The following is a 17813-nucleotide window of genomic DNA, read 5'->3' on the forward strand; positions in this document are numbered from 1 at the left end:
GGTGACGGGCAGACAGCCGGCGTCGTGCGGCGCCGCGTCGCAGAACACCACGCGGGCCGCCGGTACGTCGCGGGCCTCGGCGTAGGAGGCGATGGCGCCGAGCGCCTTGCCGAGCAGGACCCGGCTCATCGAACCGGAGGTGTCCAGGACGACGCCGAAGGTACAGCGGGCAACCTCCTCGGGCGGGCAGAATACCGAGCGGCCGTTGCGGATCTGCGGTACGCCGATGAGGTCCTCGGGGGCGAGCTGGGCGCCCAGCAGGCTCACGCACTCCAGCCCCAGGGACTCGGCTAACTCCCTCACCAGGGAGGACTTGCCGATGCCCGGCGCGCCCCAGAGGAACACCGGGCGTACGGTCGCGAGGCCGAGCAGCAGCTCCGGGATGCGGGCGGGGGGTGACGGTGACGGCTGCCTGCACGCGGGGGTTCTCAGGCTTGCGCCTGAACCGGCGCCGCTTTCGCGGATGTGGGTGTTCGCCGTCGAGGTTCTCAATCAATGGTTGCGGTCGTCACGTGAATATTTTCCGGTCGTCCGATCGTAAGTGGGGGCGGCGCCCCCGCCGGCCTGGCTCAGGCGGCCTGTTCGCGGTGCGGGCCGGCCGGCAGGTGCGAGGAGGCGTCCGACTCCTTCAGCCAGCGGCGCAGTACGTGGTGCACCTGCTCGGCGCCGGCGAGTTCCTCCCCGTCGGCGACCGGCGCGGACAGCGCGACCGGGGACAGCAGGAAGGGACGGGACTGGGCGCCGCCGAGGCCTCCGTGGGAGCCGATCTGCTCCTCGAAGGCGAGCACCTCGCCGTCGGCGGGGTCGTGGAAGGAGTTGACCATGATGTCGGCGGTGTGCGGGAAGGAGTGGGTGCGGCGCACGGCATCGGCGGCGCCCGGCCCGAACGCGGCGAGCGGCCCGGGGTCGTCGTCGAGTTCGTCCAGGGGGATCTCCGCGCCGTGTGCGCCGAGCACGACGCCGCCGTGCCGTTCGCTGCCGACGAGCAGGAAGCCGATGCCGGGGTGGTTGGCGAGGGTCGGCAGCAGGGCGGGGTGGCGGTCGTCGATCTCCTCCTTGGTCATCCGGTGCGGCACGTCCGGGAAGGAGACCAGGCCGAGGTTGCCGGAGGCCAGGACGACGGACTCGGAGCCGCGCGGGGGGCGGTGCTGCTCGATGCCCTCCTCGACCGGGCGGCGCAGCGCCGCCCGGACCGCCGCGCGGGCCTCGGCGCCGCTGTGGGTGCGCCGGGCTCGACGGGGCACGGGCAGCCCACTGCCGGCCCGCACCAGGTCGCCGAGGGTGAGGCCGTAGCGGGAGCGGAAGGTCTCGCCGGGGCTCTGGCCGTGGTCGGAGAGAACCACGATCCGGTACGGGCGCGGGGCGTGTGCGGCAACGTGTTCGATCAGGGCGAGGGAGCGGTCGAGGCGTTGCAGGACCTTTTCGGCGTCCCGGCTCGTGGGTCCGGAGTGGTGGGCCACCTCGTCGTAGGCGACCAGGTCGGCGTAGACGGAGGTGCGGCCGGCGAGCAGGTCGCCCATGACGGCGGAGACGACCACGTCCCGTTCGACGACGGTCGCGAAGGCCCGTATGAAGGGGTAGAGGCCGCCGCGGGAGACGCGCGGGAGCTGTCCGGTCCACCGGGCGCGGGTGGACTGGCCTATCTCGCGGGTCACCTCGGCGGCGAAGGACAGGGCGGTGCGCACGGCGTTGGCCGGGTCGGAGAAGTAGGCGAAGTAGCCGGAGCGGGAGCGGTTCTCGGGGCTGCGGCGGCGGGCGGCGATGGACAGCACCAGGGCCTGTTCGTCGGCGCCGCCGCTGAACAGGTTGCCGCGGCTGGCGCCGTCGTCGGCGAGCAGTCCGGGGTGTCCGGCGTTGCGGACGGCGCGCTGCTGGAGTTCCACGGCGCTGGTGGGGCGGTTGCAGACCATCACCTCCCGGCGGTCCTTCTCGTACCAGCGGAAGGCGGGGACGTCGTGGTTGTCGCCGTGCAGGATGCCGAGCTGGCTGGCGCCGGTCTGGCTGGACCAGTCGGTGCGCCAGGGGGTGAGCCGGTGGGAGTGGGGGAGGCCGGCGTCGTCGGTGCCGAGCCAGCGGGCGACGGTCGGCATCAGGCCCTGGCCGACCGCGTGCAGCAGGACGTCGTGGCCGACGCCGTCCAGTTGCAGGAAGACGGTGCCGGGGGTGGCCGGGATGGGCGGTGTGGAGCGCCGGCGGCGGTCGGCGAGGCGGTAGAGGCGGCGGCGGTAGGCGGCGTCGTCGCGCACGGCGAGGGCCGCTCCGGTGGCGGAGGCCACGGCGGACATCACGGCGGCGACCACGATCGCGGTCTCCCAGGCGGCGGTGCCGCGCTCGACCGGGTTGAGCCGCAGCGCCACCAGCAGGAGCGCGCCGTTGAGGAAGAACACCAGCAGGCCGAGGACGAGTGCCGGTACGAGCAGCAGCAGCCGCACCAGCAGTGGCCACACCAGCGCCGACAGCAGGCCGAAGGCGCCGGCGCCGAGCGCCGCGGTGACCGCGATGTCGGTGGCGCTGTCGCCGTCGGCGGAGCGCAGCCGGAAGTCGGGGAGGATGCCGGCGAGCACCAGCATGGTGAGGGTGGCGACCGCCCACACCGTGACGCTCCGCCCGATCTGACTGGCGATCCGTCGCCACCGCACGCCACTCACGCCCAGTCCACCTCACGTCCCGGCCCGCTGCCGCCAGGGCAGCCTGCGAACCGGCCCCTGCCCGTGCCCCACACCCTGCCACAACGCCCGGACGTACCGTTTCGTCCCCCGGAAACCGGTGGGCGAGGAGGTACGACCGGAACGGGCAATCGGAAACGGGCGACCGGAAACGGGGCGGCGACCCGGAGCCGAGCGGGCCTCAGCGGCCGTCGTAGCCCGCGGTCGGCATGGACAATCGGCGGTGCACCCGGGCCTTCATCGCGGCGTCGTACAACGGTTCGACGTGACCGACGGTCTCCACGTGCACCCCGCGCCGCGCGCACTCGGCGGTGAACTCCTCGACGGAGGACAGGGCGCTCTCCAGCACCCGGCGGCTGGGCGCCACGAACAGGTCGAGGCCGGGCCGTACGCCGTCCCACAGCACGCTGTGGTCGGGGCGGAGTCCCCGCACCAGCAGTTCCCGGGTCACCACGTACCCGCGTTCGCCGGCCCAACGGGCGCACATGGCGTGCTGGCTGCGGGAGTCCACGAGGAAGGGATCGGCGTCCAGTTCCTCCAGCGGCGTCAGACTCGCGATGGTGATCACCCGCACCGGCCCCATGGCGTCCCCCTCACCCCGGACTTCGCCGCCGACCCTACTCCTGCGCGTACGCTTCGGGGAGTCGCGGAAGGAGGCGAAGAGGTGCCGGTGGAGATCACCTGGTGGGGTCACGCCACTTGCACGGTCGAGGATGCGCACGCGCGTGTGATCACCGACCCTCTGTTCGTCCGTCGGCTCGCGCATCTGCGGCGCCGGCGCGGCGAGGTACCGCCACCGGGTGCCCGCCAGGCGGACGTGGCGCTGGTCTCCCATCTGCATGCCGACCATCTGCATGTGCCGTCACTGGCCCTGCTCGCCCGAGGTACGCGCCTGCTCGTGCCCCGGGGCGCACGCCGTGCGGTGCCGGCGCTGCGCCGGCTCACGCATCTCACGGTGAGCGAGGTGGCGCCCGGTGACGCGGTGACGGTCGGCGGCCTGGTGATCCGGGTGGTGACCGCCCGGCACGACGGGCGGCGGCTGCCGCTCGGCCGGCACCGCTCCCCCGCCCTCGGCTACGTCCTGGAGGGCGAGGCGCGGACGTACTTCGCCGGTGACACCGGGCTGTTCGACGGGATGGCCGAGGAGGTCGGGCCGGTCGACATGGCGCTGCTGCCGGTGGGCGGCTGGGGTCCGTATCTCGGCACGGAGCATCTGGACGCGGGGCGGGCGGCCGAGGCGCTGGCCCGGCTGGGGGCGCGCGGCGCGGTGCCGGTGCACTACGGCACGTACTGGCCGATCGGCATGGACGCCCTGCGTCCGCACGAATTCCACTCGCCGGGCGACGAGTTCGTGCGGCTGGCGGCCGGCCGGGCGCCCGGGGTGCCGGTGCACCGCCTGGGGCACGGGGAGAGCGTGCGCCTGGGGGTTTCACGGTGATCCTGCCCGCCGCCCTGATGCAGGCGGCCGGCGCGCCCTTGTCCGCGGTGGCCTCGTCGGCGGCCGTGCCGGCGACGGTGGTTCCGGACACCGCCCAGCAGGCGATCGGATACCCCTCGCTGTTCCTGTTGGTGCTGATCGGGGCGCTGGTTCCGGTGGTGCCGACCGGGGCGCTGGTCAGTTCGGCGGCGGTGGTCGCCTTCCACCGGGCGGCACCGGTCTCGATGGTGCTGGTGTTCGCGACGGCGTCGCTGGCCGCGTTCCTCGGTGATGTCGCGCTGTACTGGCTGGGGCGGCGCGGCATGCGGTCGCGGAACGGCTCGCGCGGGCTGAAGGCCATCCGGGCGCGGGCGCCGGAGGACCGGCTGACGCAGGCGCGGGAGAGACTCGCCGATCACGGCGTGACGGTGCTGGTGCTGTCCCGGCTGGTGCCGGCGGGCCGCCTTCCGGTGATGCTGGCCTGCCTGATCGCCGACTGGCCGGTGCGCCGCTTCGTCCGCGGCAACCTGCCGGCCTGCCTTGCCTGGGCGGCGACGTACCAGCTGATCGGCGTGCTCGGCGGCTCGCTGTTCGACGAGCCCTGGCAGGGAGTGCTCGCGGCGATCGTCCTGACCGTCCTGATCAGCGTGGCCCCGGGCGTCTGGCGCCATCTGCGGGGGCCGACGGCGCGGTGAGCCGCCGACCGTCCCCCGGTCGGCGAATCGGCCGGTGCGTCGCGGCGGTCGGTCCAGGACGCGGGAGCCGCCCACCGGCAGGTCCCGGAGGTTCTCGCGGGGCAGGCCCGCCGGCTGCCACGCGGCACGGACGCGAGTGAGGGATTCGTCAGCCGCTTGATCGATGGGACTCCCCTCGCTGGGCATCGTCGCGGAGATCGTCGAAGACCGTCTTCAAGTGGATCAACGCGCGTCGCACGTGCGGAAGCTCCAACGGCGTGGGGGACCCGAGGCATTCCGCGCGCCGCTCGGCGGTGTCGCCGAGCAGGGGCGCGGTGGACAGCCGTACGCGGGGTGCTTCGAGGTCGTCGCCGAAGCGGTGACCGCCCGCCGCGGGCATACCGAGCCGTCCGGTGAGGAAGTCCTCCAGCTCCTGCGCGTCGCCGACACCGTGCGCGGCGAGTGCCGGGGCCAGCGGCGCGAGGTCGACGTACAGGTGCCGCCCGGCCTGCGGGGGCCGTGCCAGGGCACCCGCGGCGACGACCATCTCACGCGCGGCCGCGGCCACGCGCGCGTGCAGGTGTACGGCGGCCGCCACCCGCGCGGTGACCGGTTCCGGCTCGGACAGGGCGTAGGCGGCGGCCGCGGCCACCGGGGTGGCGACGCGCGCGTCGAGCGCGGTCAGGACGTCGAGCACGCGCGCGTGGAGCGGTCCGCCCGCCGGGCCCGCCGGGAAGCGGGCAACGGCGGCGGGCCAGCCGGACGGGAGCAGGGCGCCCGCCAGGTCGGTGACCACAGTGACCTGTCCGGGCAGCATCTCGGCGGGGCTGAGCAGCACGGTGCCGTGCGGGGTGTGCAGGGTGTCGCGCCAGGTCTCGTCGCTCACCAGGTGCAGCCCTTCACCGGCGGCGGCCTCGAGGGTCTCGTGCAGCAGCTCGGGCGGGGCGACGGTGCCGGTGGGATCGTCGGCGACGGAGAGCACCAGCAGGCGCGGGTCGCCGCCCTCGGCGCGCAGCCGCCGTACGGTCTCCAGCAGGGCGTACGGGTCGGGGACGCCGCCGCTCTCGGCGGGTACCGGCACCGGGAACGCCGGGCGGCCGAGCAACCGCGCGGAGGGCGCCCACCAGGCGGCGCAGGGCCGGGGCACCAGTACGTCCCCGCCGATGGCCGCGGTGAGCGCCACGAGCAGCGCGGGCGCGCCGGGGCCGACGGCCACCCGGTCCGGGGCCGCGGGCAGGCCGCGCCGGTCGCTGTGGCCGCACGCGGCGTCCAGCAGGGCGGGGCCGCCGCCGACCGGCTCCGCCTCCGCGCGGGACGCGGCGGCGGCGAGGACGGCGGCCAGTTCGGGCAGTACGGGCAGCCCGTCCTCGGGCAGCACCGGGCCGAAGCGGACCGGACCGTGGCCGACGGGGTCATGGCCCGTGGGGGTACGGCCTGCGGGATCACGGCCTGCGGGACCTGCCCCGTCGGGATGCCGGCTTGCGGGGCTGTGGGGTTCGGGGTCCGTCCGCCGCATTCGCGCCTCCACTCGGTGTCCGGTTGTCAGTACCCACGGTTCCACCGACCACTCCCGGTGGGCGCCGCCGCTGACAAGGGCCGGGTGGGCGGGGCGGTCGGCGGGCCAGGCCGCTCGGGGCATCAGCCGTGCGTACGGGTGTTCCTGTCGCGGTACAGCCGGTGGGCGGCGGCGCCGAACGCGGCCGCGATCAGCAGCACGCCCGCGATCAGGGCGGGCACGGAGTCGGTGAACCCGCCGCCTGTCCCTGCCTGGACGCCCCGCGGGACCTCGGGTCCGCCGCAGTGGGCGCGCTCGGGGCCGGAGCAGGGCGAGAAGGACGGCGCAGGGGAAGAAGACGGTTTGTGGGAGGGCGACGGCTTGTGGGAGGGGGACGGTTTGTAAGAAGAAGACGGCTTGTAGGAAGGAGACGGCTTGTGAGAGGGGGACGAGGCGCCGGAACCTCCCGGGTGGCGGGCGACGACGGTGAAGGTGGCGCTCCACGGCTTGCCCTTCTCGCCGGGCGCGGCGGGACACGTGCCCTTGACGGTCCAGGCGGACCCGCCGCCGGCCGTGCCGCCGACATCGAGGCCGCCGAACGCGTCGAGCACGTCGAGCGCGCCGTCTGCGGGGTTCCCGGCGCCCTCGGTCTCGTCCAGGTCACCGGTATCCTCGACGCCGGCATCGGCCTCCTTGTCGAAGGTCTCGTCCAAGATCTCGTCCAGGGCCTTGTCGTCCTCGGTCCCTGCCGTGTCCCCGGGGCCCCCGGCGGCCCCCGCGTCCTGGATGTCCACGGTGCCCCGGTAGGTGGGGCCGGACTCCTGCGCGTCGCCGCCGGTCACCTGCTTCAACTCGACGGCGCCCTCGTCGAAGGCCTCCGAGGTCGCCTCGAGGGTCTTCGGCGGCGGCCCGTCGGTCGGATCGCAGAAGACCGAGACGGTGACGGTGCCGCCCGGGGCCGCGTTGCCCGGACTGACCTCGGCGGACGGATCCGCGGACGCGGCCGGTGCGAGTACGCCGAGGACAGTGCCGACGGCGGCGGCGAGGGACAGGGCACGGGCGGTGCGGCGCATGGTGCGGGCTCCTTCGGGCGACGGCCGGGGCACGGCGTCCCGTTCGACGGCCGCGGGGGGGGATCCCACGTCGGCGGGGTGCGGGGTCACGCCCCGCATCCATCAGAGCCCTCCGGCCGCCGCGTCGCGCGCGGCCGGACACCATTCGCGGGACGGGCACGCCCGAGTGGGTGAAGCCGGTGCACGGGGGCGCCCGTCCAGTGGATCAGGGGCCGCCGGGAAACCCGCCCGGATCCGTCCGGCCGGTGGACGCGGCGGCCGGGGCACCGGCCCGGGGGCCCGCGTCCTGCGGTACGGGGAGGCCGTCGGGGGCCTGATCACGCACGCCGGGCAGTAGAAGATCCTCGTAACGGCCCAGCATGAGCAGAACGCCGAGCATGAGCGGCGGGATGAGCACTGCGAGCACCGCCATGGCGGTCCCTTCCCAGGAGGCAGGCAGAGGCACGTACGGGTGAGACGTCCGGGTCTCCCCCCGTTCCCGGGGCAAACCGGCAGCGCACGAGCCCGGCACCGAAAGGGCGACGATCCGGTCGGCGAACCCCGTGTCGGTCTCCGCCCTCCGGGTACGCGGTGCGGACCCCGAAGCACATGGAGGGAAACATGCAGCGAGGCAGCAACCGGCTGAGCGCCCACCGCGACGACGAGATGAAGCACGAACTGCAGGGCCTGCTGAGGTCGGGGCACCCCACCCGGTCCGAGGAGTGGAACGACCCGGAGCCGTCCGCCGAGGACGACCCGGAGGTGGCGCGCGGCCCGGTGACGCCGGGTCGCGCGCCGACGTCACTGGAGTCGGTGCGGCTGGAGCTGGCCAGGATCCTGGGCCGCGGGGCGTTCCCCGCGGGTCCGCGCGAGCTGATGCGCACCCTGAGCCGGCAGCATGCTCCGGACACACTCGTCGACGCGCTGGAGCACCTGCCCCGGCGGGCCCACTACGACAACGTGCAGGAACTGGCCGAGGCGCTGACGCGGTCCCGGGAGACGGAGAACGCGTAGGAGCCCCCGGTCCCCGTGCACCACCACATGAGTGCGCGAACCACGTGTACGAAAGGACAGAACACCTCATGCGTATCGCATTCCTGGTCGCACCCGAAGGCGTCGAGCAGGTCGAACTGACCGAGCCGTGGCAGGCGGCCGTGGGCGCCGGTCACGAACCTGTGCTGGTGTCGACGCAGCCCGGCAAGATCCAGGCGTTCGACCATCTCGACAAGGCGGACACCTTCCCCGTGCAGGAGGTGGTCGGCGACACGGCTGCCGACGCCTTCGGCGGGCTGGTCCTGCCGGGCGGGGTGGCGAACCCGGACTTCCTGCGCACGGACGAGGCGGCCGTCGCGTTCGTACGGGACTTCTTCCAGCAGGGCCGGCCGGTCGCCGCGATCTGCCACGCGCCCTGGGTCCTCGTCGAGGCGGACGTGGTCCGCGGCCGGGAGCTCACCAGCTGGCCCAGCCTCCGGACCGACCTCCGCAACGCCGGTGCCACCTGGGTCGACGAGCAGGTCAAGGTCTGCGGCCACGGCCCCGCCAAGCTGGTCACCAGCCGCAAGCCGGACGACCTCGAGGCGTTCTGCGAGACGTACCTCGATGTCTTCGCCACGGAGTCGAAGGCTGCCTGAGGCAGGTACGGCCGTCGGCTCGACGGCCGGATGCCCGCGGCGGCCGTCGCACGGGCCCGGACCGGCGGCCGTCGCACGGGCCCGGTCCGGCAGCCGTCAGGCCCCGGACCGGCGGCCGTCGGTCAGGTGCCCGGGGTCGTGGGGGTCGCCGTGTCCGTGCCGCTCCGCTCCCGGGCCCCTTCGCGGGTGCGGCCCGCCGCCACCAGGCGGCGGGGGTTGCGGCGCAGGTACTCGCCCTCCAGCTGAGCCATGCGCTCGTTGTGGGCCCGCAGCGCGTCGTTGGAGGCGTACAGCAGGGTGTCGTGGCGCGTGCGGTGGATGGTTTCCAGCTCCTTCATGAGCTGCTGGTCGTCCAGGCGGTCCGGCTCGACTCCAGTCATCGTGTGCCCCGCTCGTCGTGTGCGTCCTGCGGTCCGGGTACCCGCCCGGGGAGGCCGAGGGTCCCGCGTCCCTGTGTCCACTCTACGAACATCCCGGGCACCGGGCCCGTTGCGCCGACCGGACCCACTGGGGCTACCGGGCCCGTTCCACTCTGCGTTCGTCCCACACCGGTTCGGGGGTCTCCCGGACCCTGCCGTCGCTGCCGAAAACCAGGTAGCGGTCGAAGGAGCGGGCGAACCAGCGGTCGTGCGTGACGGCCACGACCGTGCCCTCGAAGGCTTCCAGCCCTTCCTGGAGTGCCTCCGCCGACTCCAGGTCCAGGTTGTCCGTCGGCTCGTCGAGCAGCAGCGCGGTGACGCCCTGGAGCTCGAGCAGCAGGATCTGGAACCTGGCCTGCTGGCCGCCGGAGAGCCGCTCGAAGGTCTGCTCGGCCTGGCCGGTCAGTTCGTAGCGGCGCAGCCGGGACATGGCGGCGCCCCGGTCCTGGGCGTGCTCCTTCCACAGGATGTCCAGAAGGGTGCGGCCCTCCAGTTCGGGGTGCGCGTGCGTCTGCGCGAAGTGTCCGGGCACGACCCGGGCGCCGAGCCGCCAGCCGCCGGTGTGGCTCACCTCGTCCCCGGCGAGCAGGCGCAGGAAATGCGACTTGCCGGAGCCGTTGGAGCCGAGTACCGCGACCCGTTCACCGTAGAAGACTTCCAGGTCGAAGGGTTTCATCAGACCGGTGAGTTCGAGCTGCTCGCAGGTGACCGCGCGGACTCCGGTCCGGCCTCCCTTGAGCCGCATCCTGATGTCCTGCTCGCGCGGCGGCTCCGGTGGCGGGCCGGCCTCCTCGAACTTGCGCAGCCGAGTCTGCGCCGCCTGGTACCGGGATGCCATGTCATGGCTGACGGAGGCGGCCTGACGGAGGTTCAGCACGAGCTTCTTCAGCTGGGCGTGCTTCTCGTCCCACCGTCGGCGCAACTCCTCGAAGCGGGCGAAACGTTCGCGGCGGGCCTCGTGGTAGGTGGCGAAGCCGCCGCCGTGCACCCAGGCGTCGGCGCCGGTGGGGCTCGGTTCGAGGGAGACGATGCGCTGGGCCGCGCGGGCGAGCAGTTCCCGGTCGTGGGACACGAACAGCACGGTCTTGCGCGTCTGTTCGAGCCGCTCCTCCAGCCAGCGCTTGCCGGGCACGTCGAGGTAGTTGTCGGGCTCGTCGAGGAGCAGGACCTCGTCGGTGCCGCGCAGGAGCGCCTCGAGGACCAGACGTTTCTGCTCGCCGCCGGAGAGGGTGCGCACCTGGCGCCACTGCGCCTGGTCGTACGGGACGCCGAGTGCGGCCGTCGTGCACATGTCCCACATCGTCTCGGCCTCGTAGCCGCGCGCCTCCGCCCAGTCGGCGAGGGCCTGCGCGTACCCCAGCTGGGCGGCCTCGTCGTCGACAGTGAGGAGGGCGTGCTCGGCCCTGTCCACGGCGTGGGCCGCCTCGCGGATCCGGGGTGTGGCGACGGAGACGAGGAGGTCGCGCACCGTCGTCTCGTCCCGTACCGAGCCCACGAACTGGCGCATGACGCCGAGACCGCCGCTGACCGTGACCGATCCGCCGTGCGGCTTCAGCTCGCCGGCCAGAAGGCGCAGGAGGGTCGTCTTGCCCGCGCCGTTGGGTCCGACCAGGGCCATGACGGCCCCTTCTCCCACCCGGAAGGACACGTCGCCCAGGAGTGCCCTCCCGTCGGGAAGGAAGTACTCCAGATACGCGGCTTCGAGGTGACCCATGGGAGGCCATTGTCCGGGGCGTCGGCACGGGTGGCAAACCGTTTCGCCCTTCGGGCCCGGCGATGCCTCCACACACCCCACCGTCCACACTGTGAAACGCTGGTCTCAACATACGGCCATAGCCCTTACGGTGACAGTCGTTCGGACGAGACGTACGCGATGGGACGGGACGGGTTCACCATGTCGGCACCGCGAGAGACCGCTGTCTACACCCACGGGCATCACGAGTCGGTGCTGCGGTCGCACACCTGGCGGACCGCGGCCAACTCGGCCGCGTACCTTCTCGGGGCGCTGCGGCCCGACATGCGGATCCTGGACATCGGATGCGGGCCCGGCACCATCACCGCGGACCTGGCGTCGCTCGTCCCCGACGGGCACGTCACCGGTCTCGACCGGGCGCCGGGCGTCCTGGAGCAGGCTCGCGCCACGGCGGCCGAGCGAGGGCTGGCGAACACCGCCTTCACGGTGGGCGACGTGCACGCGCTGGACTTCCCGGACGACACGTTCTGCGTGGTCCATGCCCATCAGGTGCTCCAGCACGTGGGGGATCCGGTGCGGGCGCTGCGCGAGATGGGACGGGTGACCAGGCCGGGCGGGTACATCGCCGTCCGCGACGCGGACTACGCGGCGATGACCTGGTACCCCTCGTCCCGGGGCATGGACGACTGGCTGGAGCTGTATCGGCGGGTGGCGCGGGCCAACGGCGGTGAACCGGACGCCGGACGGCGGCTGAAGTCCTGGGCGCTGGCCGCGGGACTCACGGACGTCACCGCCGGCTCGGGCACCTGGACCTTCTCGACCGATGAGGAGCGGGCCTGGTGGAGCGGTCTGTGGGCGGACCGCACGGTGGCGTCGGCCTATGCCCGGCGGGCCACCGAGCAGGGTCACGCCACCGGCGGGCAGTTGCGGGCGGCGGCCCGGGCGTGGCGGGAATGGGGCGCGCGGGACGACGGCTGGTTCAGTGTGCTGCACGGAGAGATTCTGTGCCGCAAGGAAGCCTGAAACCCGAATTCGGGGCAATCAGAAGGGCAGGAGGTTGACATTATGGTTCCCATTCTGCTCGTTCTGCTTCTGGCCCTGGTCCTTTTCGGTGCCGGTTTCGCGGTGAAGGTGCTCTGGTGGATCGCCTTGGCGGTTCTCGTCGTGTGGCTGCTGGGATTCCTCATGCGCAGCACAACGGCGGGCGGGGGCAGGGGCCGCTGGTACAGGTGGTGAGGTGACGGCCGGGCGTGTGACGGCCGGCGCAGCCCCAAGGGCCCGGTGACGGGGAAAATCCCGGCACCGGGCCCTTGGGGGCTCAGTCCCGTGGCAGCAGCGGTCCGAGCGGCCCGAGGTCCAGATTCAGGTCCTCGGGCCGCAGTCCGTAACGGTCCCGCAGTTCCGCCATCCGGTCCCCGAGGAGCATCAGGGTGAGCCCGATGCGCTCCTCCTGCTCCTCCGTCAGGTCTCCCTCGTCGAACCGGCGCAACGCCTGGCGCTCCATGAGCTGGCGCAGCAGTTCCACGACGGTGAGCACCAGTTTGACCAGGTCGCGTTCGACCGTGTCCGGATCCAGGTCGAGCCGGTTGCGCCGGCCGCCGTGGTCACGCCGGCCGCCCTGGTCACGCCGGTCGCCGTGCGGCTCGGCGTGAGGGTCGTCCGGGGTGGCCGTCACCGCAACTCCTCGAAGGGTGACGGAACATTCGCGTTCACCGAGCTGATGAGCGCGTTGAGGTCGATACGGACCAGGTCGACGTCCGCGATGCGCAACGTGAGGTCGCCGGTGATGACGACGCCACCGGCCAGGAGCCGGTCGAGCAGATCCACCAGGGCTATCTCACGGCGTTCGACGACGGTCATGCTCCCTCCCCCGCCACCGATTCGTCCCCGGCGAACGAATAGGCCGCCCAGGGGCCGGTGAGTTCTACACGTATTCCGGGCTCCCCGTCCTTCGTCCGTTCCACCTTTTCCACGAATTTCTCGGACTCCGCCCGCGGCACGAGGTAGGCCGCATTCAGCACATTGCGCCCCGAGGCGCCGGAGAGCGTGGGGTTCTGCGGTGCGTGCAACCGGGAATCCTCCGCGCAGCCGGAAAGCGTCTTGTGCAGTCGGGTCGAGAAAGTCTCGGCCCGCTGCCACAGGTCGTCGTGCGATTTCGTTTCCATGCGCCGTTGGCGCAGGTAGTCCCGGCCCGACGCGGGCTTGCGCGGGGGCGGTGCGGCGGTGGTGCCCGGCGCCTGCTCCGCCTCGACGAAGACCTTCACGCCCCATTCGACCCGGCCGTCCAACCGGTCCAGCGTCCGCAGGAAACTCTCCTCGCGCGCCTCCATCATCGTCCGTACGCCGCTGTCGTCGCGGAACACGGTGCCGAGCCGCAGCGGCAGCGGCGTCGTGACGGTGGTGAGGGCGTCGATGACACCCTGGTGCCCGCGGGCGACCGTGGTCAGCCAGTCGAGGTCCTCCAGATGCGCACGGAAGGGTTCCTCGTCGAAGTCCGCCTCCGGTACATGGCTGACGACGGCCACCAGACCGTGGTGGGTCAGCAGCCGGGGCGGATCCCCCGCCACACCGGCCAGCTGTGCCTGGAGCGGAGCGCCGAAGGGCCGGCAGACGGCGTAGACGTACCGCAGTCCGGTCACGGGGCCTCCCTGTGTGGACGGTCGGCCTCCCGCTGACGGTCGGCCCCCTGCTGCTGACGGCCGGTCTCCAGTGAACGGCCGGTCTCCTCCTGACGGCCGGTCTCCAGTTCGGCCAGCCGCTCACGCAATTCGGCGTTCTCCTTGGCCAGTTCGGAGCGGCGGGCGCGTGAGGACAGCGCCGGGTCCGTCTCCCACCAGTCGATCCCCATCTCCTTCGCCTTGTCGACGGAAGCGATGACGAGCCGCAGTTTGATGGTGAGCAGTTCGATGTCGAGCAGGTTGATGCGGATGTCGCCCGCGATGACGATGCCCTTGTCGAGCACCCGCTCGAGGATGTCCGCGAGGTTGGCGCCGCCCCCCTGGCCGTACGGCTCAGGGAAGCGGCCGGGTGTGGTCATCGTCGGCTCCCGCCCTCGGCGTACTCGGGCTCGTACTCGCCCTCGCCTTCCTCCTCCTCGTCCTCGTAGGCGTCCTCCGCCGGTTCCTCGTCCTCGTAGGCGTCCTCCGCCGGTTCTCCGTCCTCCGCGGCTTCGTCCGCCTCCTCGTACGCGTCGTCCTCGTACTCGGCCTCCGGCTCCTCGCCGTCCTCCGGCTCTTCCGCGTCGCCCTCCAGTTCCTCGTCCGCCTCGCCTTCGCCGGTCGCCTCGTCCTCGCCGGCCGCCTCGTCACGCGAGGCTTCCTCCTCCTCGGCGACGGCGTCCTCGTGGCTGCGGACCACTTCTCCGTCCTGGATCTCGCCGCGCCAGCCGTCCTCGGCCTCGCCCTTGAACGTGATGAAGCGGGCGAAGTTCTTCAGGTCGAGCCGGGCCCGGCGGCCCTGGGCACGCCAGATGTTGCCGGTCTTCTCGAACAGGCCGACGGGGTAGTACTCGATGACCAGAAGGACCCGGGTGAGGTTGTCGGCGAGCCGGTGGAAGGAGACGACGCCCTTCGTGGTGCCCTTGGCACCCTCGGAGGACCAGACGATGCGGTAGTCGGGGACCTGCTCGGTGGTCTTCGCCTTCCAGCTGCGGTTGGACCAGAAGACCTTCAGCTGCCAGTCCGAGGTGGTGTCGTCGCCCTTGCCGGCGCTCTTGACACCCTTCGCGAAGGTGCTGAAGTCCTGGTACTGGGTCCACTGGTCGTAGGCGGTGCGCAGCGGGACGCCGACATCGATGTGCTCGATGATGACGGTGGGCTTCTTCCCCGCCGAGCCCTTGCCCTTGCCCTTGCCGCCCAGCAGGCTCTTGAAGGCGCCCTTCACGTTGTCCTTGAGGCGCGAGGCCCCCAGTTCGACGGCGCTGCGCAGGGGGCTCTTGCCCTCGGCGAGTTTGCGACCGCCGTCGAGCGCCAGCTTGGCGAACCCGGGACTGTTGCCCTCGGCGATGTCGGTGAGCTTGCCGGTCGTCTCGCCGAGTTTGCGGCCGGCACCGGTCAGCAGACGGGTGGCCTGGGCCGCGAGGTAATCCTGCAGTTCCGCCTTCAGGCGGTCGGCGGCCTCGCTGTGTGCCACGTCGGCGAGCGGATTCTTCGACGTCCGCTCGCGCGCGGCGGACATGGCCGATCCGAGTGCGTCGGTCATCGCTCACCGCCTCCCTTCGAGGTGCGGGAGCGGGTGCCCCGGGACGAGGCCGTCCGCGCGGCCGTGGCCTTCTTCGCCACGGCCTTCTTCGCCACGGCCTTCTTCGCCGGGGCGGCCTTCCCTGCCGGCGCCTTCTTCGCGGGGTCCTTCTTGGCAGGAGTCTTCTTCGCCTTCGCCGGGGCCTTCTTGGCCTCCTCCTTCGACGGGGCCCTCTTCGACGGCCGCTCGGGGGGCGGTTCCGGCTCCTCGCCGTCCGGTTCGTCGCCCCCGGCTTCCTCGTCGTACTCGGCGCCCTCGTCCTCGTCGTACTCGTCGTCCTCCGCCTCGCGGTCCGGCCGGCCGCCCGCACCGGTCAGCCGGTCGCGCATCTCGGCGGTACGCCCGTGCAGCTTGCCGGCGAGGGCGTCGAGCTGCCGCTCCACCAGGGCCCCGGAGGCCGCCTTGCCGGCACCGCGCAGATCCCCGCGCAGTTGGTCCCCCAGTTCCTTGAACTGCGGGTTGTTCCGCAGCTGCGTGGACACCAGGTCCCCGATCATCCGTGGGCTGAGGTTCAGCTTCTTGCCGGCCACCAGGCCGCCGACGGCGACCGCCATCTTCAGTTTCTTCGTCCGTCCGAGAAAATATCCGGCCCCTATCGCGAGGCCGAGTGCAGTTCGGTTCATCGTGGTGTCGTCCCGTCCCCTGTGGTGCCGGTGTGCATTGCGGTCTCCAACCGGTCGAGGAGTACGTCCTCCTGTTGGTCGAACTCCTCCTCGGTGATCTCCCCGGCCTCCAACTGCTCCTCGAGCCGTGCCAGTTCGGTACGGATCGTGGCGGGGTCGTAGTAGATGCGCTCCGCCTCGCGAAGCACCTGTTGGATGGCCCAGCCGCTGCCGCGCACGGGGGCGAACGGCAGCAGCAGTACCTCCGAGATCAGGCCCATGCCGTCACCCCGCTCCGGCGTCCGCCCCGCCGGCCGTGGTGCCCGCCGGTTCGGCCGGGCCGGGTTCCACGAAGCTGTACGGCGGCAGCGGACCGTTGAGCCGCACCTCCAGGTGTGGCATGTCCTCGCGCACCCGGTCCACGGCGGCCATGAAGTCCGCGGCGGCGTCGCGCTCCACCAGGTAGGAGATGTTGGCGAGCCAGCCCGTGGACTCGGGGCCCACGCTCACGGAGTCGGCCGCCGCTTCCAGGGCGCGCTGCACGGCGGCGCCGTCCTCGGCCTCCTGAGCCCTGACCGCACCGGCGACCATCTCACCGAGGCGGATCTTGTCGTCGTAACTTCCGCCGCCGGAATTCCGGTTGGCTTCCGTGAGGGCGCGGACCTCCGGGTTGCCGGCCATCACGTGGTGCAGGACGGCTTCCTCGACGTGATTGGCCTTGACGTTGTACTCGACCCGGCCGTCCAGCGCCTGCAGACGCTCCTTGTAGTGCTCGGCGCGCTCGGTGAGGACGTCGGTGACGGAGTCGTCGTCGGGGGCGACGCTGCCGAACCGCATCGGCAGCACACAACCCTCCGCGCCGACCTCGCCGAGCACGTTCTGGTGGGCGAGCAGTTCCCTGCGCTTGGGGCGCAGCCCCTCGGGGGCGTCGCTGACGACGGCCGCCAGGTCGCCCGCCTTCAGGACGCGCAGCGGGCCCTCGCCCACGCCGCTCAGGTGCTCGGGAACGGCGGGGTGCGTACTCGCGATGATGCCGTAGACGTATGTGCTCACTCCTGCTCCTCCTTCCGGCGTGACGAGGTGCTCTTGCGGGTCCGCGGACGGGACTCGCTCTCCCGCTCGGAGCTTTCGCCGCGTGCCTGCTGGAAGGCGTCGGAGATGGTCTCGGCGGCACCGGACAGCGCGCCCTTGGACTTGCCGCGGGCGCCGGACTCGGTCATCTCACCGACCAGGTCGGGCAGGCCCGGGTCCTTGCGGGGCCCGGACTCCAGGTCGAGCCGGTTGCACGCCTCGGCGAAGCGCAGATAGGTGTCGACGCTGGCGACGACGACACGTACGTCGATCTTGAGGATCTCGATGCCGACCAGGGAGACCCGCACGAATGCGTCGATGACGAGCCCCCTGTCCAGGACGAGCTCAAGCACGTCGTAGAGGCCGCTGCTGCCGCCTCCACCGCCGGACTGTTGTGCCGGTACGACTGTCATGCCGACTGTTCCTCCATTTCTGTGAGTGTGAGAGCGGGGCCGGGCGGGCGGCCTACTGGCCGCCGGACCTGCGCGCGTCGGCCCGTCCTCGCTCATAGCGGCGGACACGCCGGTAACCGGTGAGCTGACCGTCGGGATCGAGTTCCACCTGGTAGCTCGCCATCAGGCTCATCGTGTCGGGCACGCGCTCGAGTTCGAGGACCTCGATCTCCAGCGCCCAGCCGTTCTCCGTCTGCTCGAAGGACGACACGGACTCGGCTTCCATGCCGGTGAGCTCCGCGAGCTGGCCGCGCGCTTGGCGCAGCACCTCCATCGGGCCCGGCCGCTTGTTCGCTCTGCTGTTTTCCGTGGCCTTGCGGGATCCGTGAGAATCCTGTGGCTCCTGTGAACCCTTGGACTCTTCGGTGTTTCTTGCGTTCGCCATGGGCACCTCCTCCTCCG

General features: G+C 72.3%; 22 protein-coding genes and 2 pseudogenes. 6 read left to right on the plus strand and 18 right to left on the minus strand.

Annotated elements, in window-relative coordinates:
• Window positions 1–165 precede the first annotated feature (165 nt).
• The 3 genes and pseudogenes from ACFYQA_RS13855 to ACFYQA_RS13865 all read right to left on the minus strand — a co-directional run.
• Window positions 166–418 (minus strand): annotated as a pseudogene (locus ACFYQA_RS13855) (AAA family ATPase); the annotation flags it as partial.
• A gap of 151 nt (window positions 419–569) precedes the next feature.
• The gene (locus tag ACFYQA_RS13860; RefSeq protein ID WP_388916196.1) at window positions 570–2648 is read right to left on the minus strand and encodes a phage holin family protein; all 2079 of its coding nucleotides are present in this window, start codon (window positions 2646–2648) and stop codon (window positions 570–572) included.
• Window positions 2649–2847: 199 nt separating this feature from the next.
• Window positions 2848–3249: a hypothetical protein gene (locus ACFYQA_RS13865; RefSeq protein WP_388916199.1), complete on the minus strand. Its 402-nt coding sequence runs from the start codon at window positions 3247–3249 to the stop codon at window positions 2848–2850.
• A gap of 81 nt (window positions 3250–3330) precedes the next feature.
• On the opposite strand from ACFYQA_RS13865, the gene ACFYQA_RS13870 reads away from it, so the two are divergent.
• Both ACFYQA_RS13870 and ACFYQA_RS13875 read left to right on the plus strand, forming a co-directional pair.
• Window positions 3331–4104 (plus strand): MBL fold metallo-hydrolase, encoded by a 774-nt coding sequence (locus tag ACFYQA_RS13870; RefSeq protein WP_388916202.1) that lies wholly within the window; start codon window positions 3331–3333, stop codon window positions 4102–4104.
• Between the two features lie 17 nt (window positions 4105–4121).
• Window positions 4122–4778 (plus strand): DedA family protein, encoded by a 657-nt coding sequence (locus ACFYQA_RS13875; RefSeq protein WP_386404068.1) that lies wholly within the window; start codon window positions 4122–4124, stop codon window positions 4776–4778.
• 148 nt (window positions 4779–4926) lie between these two features.
• Here the strand turns inward: ACFYQA_RS13875 and ACFYQA_RS13880 are convergent, their stop codons facing one another.
• From ACFYQA_RS13880 to ACFYQA_RS13890, 3 genes are all read right to left on the minus strand, one after another.
• Window positions 4927–6273 (minus strand): aminotransferase class I/II-fold pyridoxal phosphate-dependent enzyme, encoded by a 1347-nt coding sequence (locus ACFYQA_RS13880; protein WP_386422148.1) that lies wholly within the window; start codon window positions 6271–6273, stop codon window positions 4927–4929.
• A 122-nt stretch (window positions 6274–6395) separates the two neighbouring features.
• The gene (locus tag ACFYQA_RS13885; protein WP_388916205.1) at window positions 6396–7325 is read right to left on the minus strand and encodes a hypothetical protein; all 930 of its coding nucleotides are present in this window, start codon (window positions 7323–7325) and stop codon (window positions 6396–6398) included.
• Between the two features lie 205 nt (window positions 7326–7530).
• Complete coding sequence (locus tag ACFYQA_RS13890) at window positions 7531–7737, minus strand: hypothetical protein (protein ID WP_388916208.1); 207 nt, start codon at window positions 7735–7737, stop codon at window positions 7531–7533.
• 188 nt (window positions 7738–7925) lie between these two features.
• Here ACFYQA_RS13890 and ACFYQA_RS13895 point away from each other — a divergent pair, with 188 nt between their 5' ends.
• Window positions 7926–8318: a DUF2795 domain-containing protein gene (locus tag ACFYQA_RS13895; protein ID WP_388916211.1), complete on the plus strand. Its 393-nt coding sequence runs from the start codon at window positions 7926–7928 to the stop codon at window positions 8316–8318.
• A gap of 68 nt (window positions 8319–8386) precedes the next feature.
• Window positions 8387–8935 (plus strand): type 1 glutamine amidotransferase domain-containing protein, encoded by a 549-nt coding sequence (locus tag ACFYQA_RS13900; RefSeq protein WP_388916214.1) that lies wholly within the window; start codon window positions 8387–8389, stop codon window positions 8933–8935.
• A 122-nt stretch (window positions 8936–9057) separates the two neighbouring features.
• On the opposite strand, the pseudogene ACFYQA_RS13905 reads toward ACFYQA_RS13900, so the two are convergent.
• Both ACFYQA_RS13905 and ACFYQA_RS13910 read right to left on the minus strand, forming a co-directional pair.
• A pseudogene (locus ACFYQA_RS13905) lies at window positions 9058–9341 on the minus strand (DUF6158 family protein); the annotation flags it as partial.
• 107 nt (window positions 9342–9448) lie between these two features.
• The gene (locus ACFYQA_RS13910; RefSeq protein ID WP_388916217.1) at window positions 9449–11068 is read right to left on the minus strand and encodes an ABC-F family ATP-binding cassette domain-containing protein; all 1620 of its coding nucleotides are present in this window, start codon (window positions 11066–11068) and stop codon (window positions 9449–9451) included.
• Between the two features lie 180 nt (window positions 11069–11248).
• Here ACFYQA_RS13910 and ACFYQA_RS13915 point away from each other — a divergent pair, with 180 nt between their 5' ends.
• Both ACFYQA_RS13915 and ACFYQA_RS13920 read left to right on the plus strand, forming a co-directional pair.
• Entirely contained in the window at window positions 11249–12070 is an 822-nt protein-coding gene (locus tag ACFYQA_RS13915; RefSeq protein WP_388916220.1) for a methyltransferase domain-containing protein, read from the plus strand.
• 42 nt (window positions 12071–12112) lie between these two features.
• Window positions 12113–12283, plus strand: coding sequence for a hypothetical protein (locus ACFYQA_RS13920; protein ID WP_055597260.1), 171 nt, complete (start codon window positions 12113–12115; stop codon window positions 12281–12283).
• An 82-nt stretch (window positions 12284–12365) separates the two neighbouring features.
• Here the strand turns inward: ACFYQA_RS13920 and ACFYQA_RS13925 are convergent, their stop codons facing one another.
• From ACFYQA_RS13925 to ACFYQA_RS13970, 10 genes are read right to left on the minus strand one after another with little or no spacing between them, the layout of a single operon-like run.
• A complete protein-coding gene (locus tag ACFYQA_RS13925; protein ID WP_388916223.1) occupies window positions 12366–12722 on the minus strand; it encodes a gas vesicle protein K in 357 nt (118 codons plus the stop codon).
• A complete protein-coding gene (locus ACFYQA_RS13930; protein WP_055597259.1) occupies window positions 12719–12907 on the minus strand; it encodes a gas vesicle protein in 189 nt (62 codons plus the stop codon). Before ACFYQA_RS13930 ends, ACFYQA_RS13925 begins: the two co-directional genes overlap by 4 nt.
• Complete coding sequence (locus ACFYQA_RS13935) at window positions 12904–13686, minus strand: GvpL/GvpF family gas vesicle protein (protein ID WP_388916226.1); 783 nt, start codon at window positions 13684–13686, stop codon at window positions 12904–12906. The genes ACFYQA_RS13930 and ACFYQA_RS13935 overlap by 4 nt, the downstream gene beginning before the upstream one ends.
• Complete coding sequence (locus ACFYQA_RS13940) at window positions 13683–14084, minus strand: gas vesicle protein (protein ID WP_388916229.1); 402 nt, start codon at window positions 14082–14084, stop codon at window positions 13683–13685. The genes ACFYQA_RS13935 and ACFYQA_RS13940 overlap by 4 nt, the downstream gene beginning before the upstream one ends.
• Window positions 14081–15247, minus strand: a complete 1167-nt coding sequence (locus ACFYQA_RS13945; protein ID WP_388916232.1) for an SRPBCC family protein — start codon at window positions 15245–15247, stop codon at window positions 14081–14083. Before ACFYQA_RS13945 ends, ACFYQA_RS13940 begins: the two co-directional genes overlap by 4 nt.
• Window positions 15244–15909: a DNA primase gene (locus ACFYQA_RS13950; protein ID WP_388916235.1), complete on the minus strand. Its 666-nt coding sequence runs from the start codon at window positions 15907–15909 to the stop codon at window positions 15244–15246. Before ACFYQA_RS13950 ends, ACFYQA_RS13945 begins: the two co-directional genes overlap by 4 nt.
• Entirely contained in the window at window positions 15906–16169 is a 264-nt protein-coding gene (locus tag ACFYQA_RS13955) for a gas vesicle protein GvpG (RefSeq protein ID WP_386403973.1), read from the minus strand. The genes ACFYQA_RS13950 and ACFYQA_RS13955 overlap by 4 nt, the downstream gene beginning before the upstream one ends.
• Before the next feature lie 4 nt (window positions 16170–16173).
• On the minus strand, window positions 16174–16941 hold the full coding sequence (locus ACFYQA_RS13960; protein ID WP_388916238.1) for a GvpL/GvpF family gas vesicle protein: 768 nt from the start codon (window positions 16939–16941) through the stop codon (window positions 16174–16176).
• Window positions 16938–17372 carry a gas vesicle structural protein GvpA gene (locus ACFYQA_RS13965; protein ID WP_386403967.1) on the minus strand — a complete coding sequence of 145 codons (435 nt, stop codon included), beginning with the start codon at window positions 17370–17372 and terminating at the stop codon, window positions 16938–16940. The genes ACFYQA_RS13960 and ACFYQA_RS13965 overlap by 4 nt, the downstream gene beginning before the upstream one ends.
• 52 nt (window positions 17373–17424) lie before the next feature.
• Window positions 17425–17796, minus strand: a complete 372-nt coding sequence (locus tag ACFYQA_RS13970; protein ID WP_388916241.1) for a gas vesicle protein — start codon at window positions 17794–17796, stop codon at window positions 17425–17427.
• Window positions 17797–17813 lie beyond the last annotated feature (17 nt).

Source organism: Streptomyces sp. NPDC005774, from assembly GCF_042871645.1.
Taxonomy (GTDB): Bacteria; Actinomycetota; Actinomycetes; order Streptomycetales; family Streptomycetaceae; genus Streptomyces; species Streptomyces pratens.